This is a genomic window from Skermanella sp., from assembly GCF_059503625.1.
Map to the genome: position 1 here is coordinate 1 of NZ_JCACHA010000014.1, position 4535 is coordinate 4535.

A 4535-nucleotide genomic window follows, 5' to 3' on the forward strand; every position below is an offset into this window, starting at 1 on the left:
CCAGAACCTCATCCACGAAGGCGTCCACGTCGGCGAAGGCGTCCCAGGATGCCGAAGACGTCTTTGCAGTTCTGACGGCGGTGCCCATATCCTGCTGGCTCAGTGGCTGTTGACGACGGCCCCCGACATAGCCCGCCAGCCTCCCACGCGTCATTCCTCTTTTCAGCTTAAAGTAGCATCCTGGTCAGCACAGGCCGGCATGCCCACTCTGCGAACAGGTTCTCAGCGTCTACAGCGCGTCGAAGGCCGGGGTTCGCATTTTCGCGCGCAGCTGGGCGCTCGATCTCAAGGGCACCGGCATTCGCGTGAACGTGCTGTCGCCCAGGCCGACGATGACCGATCTGGCGCTTGAGGTTGTCGACAAAGAAGACTTCGAAGCTCTGGGAGCGACCACGCCCATGGGACGGCTGGGTGACCTTTTCGAGATCGCGGCCGCCGCTGCCTTCCTTGCGTCAAGCGACAGCAGCTTCATGACCGGCGGCGAGGTGTTCGTCGACGGCGGATTTGCGCAGGTGTGATCCTGTGGGTGAGGGGTCGACGGGACAAATCCGGCGACTCCTCGCACCAGATTTCCGCAAGGGAGCTAGATCTCCGCAGGGCAGGTGAATTACTCTCGCGCCTCCTGCCAATGCGGATAGGTGACATAGGCGGTGAGTGCGCCCTGCTCGTGCGAGCGGATCGTCACCCTCTGCCCCTTGGGCAAATGGACGATCTCGCCCGGTCCTGCAGTGACGGTGCCTGCCACGCTGGAGACTGATAGCCGCCCCTCCAGCATGATCACCACATCGTCGACCGCGATCGTCTCTTCGAGAGTCTGGTCCGGCCCATAGCGCCCGTAGCCGATAGTGATCGGTGCGCCGTGGCGCTGGTCGACCAGATTGCCGACGAACACGTCTGCATCCTGCCCGGGCGATCGCTCAAGCGATGCGTCGGTGATCGTGAACTTCTGAACCTTCATCCGAATTCTCCTGGGTGGGGGGTGTTCCGAGGTCGAGGTTGGAGCCGGAATAACGGAGCGTTGATCAGCGCGGTCCCGGAATAGTGAAGCCGCCATCCACCAGGATCGACTGGCCGGTGATGAAGCGTGCTTCATGCGTGCAGAGCCAGACTGCGACGTCGGCGATGTCTTCGGGTGTGCCGATCCGGCCAAGCGCCGCACGGGCGGCAAGCGGCGGGATGATATCCTCGCCGTGCGCGCGCAGCATGGGCGTGTCTATCACGCCGGGATTGATGTTGTTGACGCGGATCAGATGCGGCCCGGCTTCGAGCGCGATCGCCCGGATCATCGCATCGAGCCCCGCCTTGCTCGCGGAATAGCCCGAGGTGCCGATGGTAGCGGCGGTGGACAGGAATGACGACGTGTTCACGATCGCGCCCGGACGTCTCGACGGGATCATCACGCGAAGCGCTGCCCGCGTCATCAGCCATGGGCCTTTCAGGTTGATGGCCAGCAACTCGTCGAAACTGGACTCCGCCATGTCGATGATCGGCCCGCCCGCGCCTTGAATGCCGGCATTGTTGAAGACGTGATCAATCCGCCCGAAGCGATCCACTACGCGGGCGATCGCCGCGTCCACATCCTGCGCCTTGGAAACGTCTCCGGTCACGACGATCGCCTCGCCACCGCTGGCCCTGATCGTGGCTGCGGTCTCGGCCAGCGGTGCCTCGCGGCGTCCGACCAGCACCACGCTGGCGCCCTCCTTTGCGAAGGCACGCGCTGCGGCCTGGCCGATCCCGGTGCCTGCCCCAGTGATGATAGTGGCCGTGCCGTCGAGGCGCCGATATCCTAGATTGTTCATTCTGGGCCATGCCTTCTTGCTACCAATTACTCCCTGGCCTGAGATAAGACGGCGCAAGCTGTTGGATAAGGCGTTATCGGGGCAACAGGTTCATGAGTACGATTCAACAATGCCGAAACGCTTGAAGCCGGGCGAGTACGCCGAAGCACGTGCCTTCGTGGCAGTGGCGGAGGCGCGCAGCTTCCGCCGTGCTGCGGATGATCTAGGGCTTACATCCTCGACTCTCAGCCATGCCATCCGCAATCTGGAGGATCGCCTAGGCCAGCGCCTGCTCAACCGCACAACGCGCGCAGTCACCCTGACGGAAGCCGGTGCCCGGCTCCTGCGGGACCTTGCACCCGCCCTGGCCCTGCTGGATGGAGCCATCGCGGCCGCCAGCGCACTCGAGGGTGAGCCTTTTGGGGTTGTGCGCATGGCCGCGCCGCGACTCGCCATCTCAATGCTGATCGCACCTGCGGTCGCGCAGCTCGCGCGGGATTACCCGCACGTGACGCTCGACGTCCGAACAGTCGAGTGGCCCGGCGATCTGGAAGAGGGGTTCGACCTTGGCATCCAGTTGGGCGAAGACGTGGCGCAGGACATGGTGGCGGTGGCGGTGACCCCGCCTTTCACCACCGCGGTGGTCGGTTCTCCGAGCTATCTCGCGGCGAATCCTTCGCCGGTGCATCCCGCCGACTTGGCGCGGCACCGCTGTATTGGCTGCCGCAGCGGACCGGAAGGTTCGCTCTACCGCTGGGAATTCGAGCGTGCCGGTGAGGCGGTGACAATGGACATTGCAGGCCCGCTGGTGACTGACGATCCGGACCTCATGCTGCACGCCGCCTTGGTCGGGGTCGGACTCTGGCACGGCGTCGACCAAATCGTCCAACCGATGATCGAGGATGGACGGCTGCTGCGAGTGTTAGCAGACTGGTCACCGACCTACCCTGGCTTCCACCTTTACTACTCAGCAGGTGCTCCCCTCTCGCCTGCAGTGCGCGCGGTGGTGGACGCACTGAAGTTCAGTGACTGATCGCACAATCGCGTGGGTTGATCGCGCGCAGACTTCTGATTGGGTGCGTTCTCTAGAGTTGTGCTGAAAGCGGTTGAGCGCCGCCGGCGGGCGTCTGGGCGTCATTTGCGGCCATGGCCGGGTACCATTTTCTGAACATCTCCGGCAGAGTGCCGTCGAGGGTCTGGATCCGGGTCTGCAGGAGCAAGTGGGCGCCAGCCTTGGACCATTGGATCTGCTGCTTCTTAGCGAAGCGCTTGCCGACCACGAGGTTGACGGTGGACTCGATGAAGGCTGTCGAGATCGGCTCCGCATAAAGCCGGCGCTCGCCGTAGTCCGGGATCGCGGCCGCGTTGTTGTCGATGTAGGTGACCAGGCGGCATTGTCACAGGAACTTGCCCAACACGCGCAGAGGCCCGTGGTTTCGGTCGATCCTCACGCCGCTGTGCAACGACAATTGGCATGGCCGAACGTATTGCCTCAGCGAATAATGTTCCCGAACGGCTTGTCGTTACACACGCCGCCGCGTCCGCAACATTCCAATCGGTCATAGCCTGGGCCCGGAAGGTGCGTAGGGTTCGGCGGGAAATCAGATGACGCTGGAGGTTGAAGGTGTTGTAGGTGGCGGCGTGCATCGAGATGAAGCGCTGGGTGGATCCCGGCGACTTGAACCGCCGCATTTTGCGCTCTCGTCGACGGAGGGGCTGATGGGAGACCTCGGCCCGGTTGTTCTGGTAAACTCCTTGTTCATGGTCGGCGCTCAGGCCGATCTCCTTGAACGCAGCCCCGTAGGAGCGCAGCTTGTCGGTCGTCACTCGGGTCGGAGCAAAGCCGTGCTTCTTCAGCAGCTTGCGAATGAGCTTCCGGGCTGCGGCCTTGTTCCGCCGGCGCTGGATCAGGACCTCCAGCACCTCGCCCTCATCATCGACCGCTCGCCACAGGTATATCTGCCACTCGTTTACGCGCACCACCATCTCATCAAGATGCCAGCGCGAGCTGGGCCTGCACCGCAGCTGCCGCAGGTTCCGCGCAATCGCCGGGCCGAACTTGCCGACCCAGCGTCGGATCGTCTCGTACGAGACATCCAGCCCCCGCTCCGCCAGCAACTCTTCAACGTCCCGGTAGCTCAGCGTGAACCGGAGATAGAGCCACACGGCATGTTGGATGATGGCGGGCGGGAACTGGTGGCGGGCACGAGATCGGCTGCATCCAGACAGATTATCGTCACCAATGACGGAGCGCCACTGTTGCCGTGACAATGCCCTTGAGACAATTTGCTGGATTGCGTGGATTGACTTACCGGAAATCAGCTAGATCAGCCTACCGCCAGAAGATAACCATTGAAAATGGTTGTTGAGGAAGGGCCTATTTATAGCAATCCAAATACTCTTGCATGAACGTAATGAAGCGAGAGTCGCTGGCATAGGCCACATTGATGCGCATCGCCGGCATTGGCAATGTTCTTGTCGTAGTAAAAACTGTTCCAGGGGCAATGAATATGCTTTTATCGGCAGCATTCTTTGCCAAAACTATCTCATCGACATTTTGCGGCAGTTCTATCCATATATAATATCCTCCAACCGGTGACAAAGCTTTCAGTCCAATTCTTTCAAGAGCAGAGATAGTTTCTTCAGCTGCCGTTTCGTAATTGCTCACGGGGTTGGTCAGGCAGCGAGGATATTCTGGCCTGTGAGTGTCCGTCCGGAAAAAGCTTGAGGCATTGGAATCGCTTATGATTCCCTGAT

At 61.5% G+C, this 4535-nt stretch carries 4 protein-coding genes and 3 pseudogenes; 2 read left to right on the top strand and 5 right to left on the bottom strand.

All coding sequences use genetic code 11. The features are described 5' to 3' along the window. Window positions 1–257: 257 nt before the first annotated feature. Complete coding sequence (locus tag AC5JJ6_RS00330; RefSeq protein WP_496040132.1) at window positions 258–518, top strand: SDR family oxidoreductase; 261 nt, start codon at window positions 258–260, stop codon at window positions 516–518. 89 nt (window positions 519–607) lie between these two features. Here the strand turns inward: AC5JJ6_RS00330 and AC5JJ6_RS00335 are convergent, their stop codons facing one another. Together AC5JJ6_RS00335 and AC5JJ6_RS00340 are read right to left on the bottom strand one after the other, a co-directional pair. Further along, complete coding sequence (locus AC5JJ6_RS00335; RefSeq protein WP_496040129.1) at window positions 608–958, bottom strand: hypothetical protein; 351 nt, start codon at window positions 956–958, stop codon at window positions 608–610. A gap of 64 nt (window positions 959–1022) precedes the next feature. After that, complete coding sequence (locus tag AC5JJ6_RS00340; protein WP_496040130.1) at window positions 1023–1799, bottom strand: SDR family NAD(P)-dependent oxidoreductase; 777 nt, start codon at window positions 1797–1799, stop codon at window positions 1023–1025. Here AC5JJ6_RS00340 and AC5JJ6_RS00345 point away from each other — a divergent pair. Next, window positions 1792–2811 carry a LysR family transcriptional regulator gene (locus AC5JJ6_RS00345; RefSeq protein WP_496040131.1) on the top strand — a complete coding sequence of 340 codons (1020 nt, stop codon included), beginning with the start codon at window positions 1792–1794 and terminating at the stop codon, window positions 2809–2811. The genes AC5JJ6_RS00340 and AC5JJ6_RS00345 overlap by 8 nt on opposite strands. Window positions 2812–2863: 52 nt before the next feature. Here the strand turns inward: AC5JJ6_RS00345 and AC5JJ6_RS00350 are convergent. The 3 pseudogenes from AC5JJ6_RS00350 to AC5JJ6_RS00360 all read right to left on the bottom strand — a co-directional run. Next, window positions 2864–3160: pseudogene (locus AC5JJ6_RS00350) on the bottom strand (ISKra4 family transposase); the annotation flags it as partial. Between the two features lie 148 nt (window positions 3161–3308). Continuing rightward, window positions 3309–3999, bottom strand: a pseudogene (locus AC5JJ6_RS00355) (IS6 family transposase); the annotation flags it as partial. 156 nt (window positions 4000–4155) lie between these two features. Continuing rightward, window positions 4156–4535 (bottom strand): annotated as a pseudogene (locus AC5JJ6_RS00360) (hypothetical protein); the annotation flags it as partial.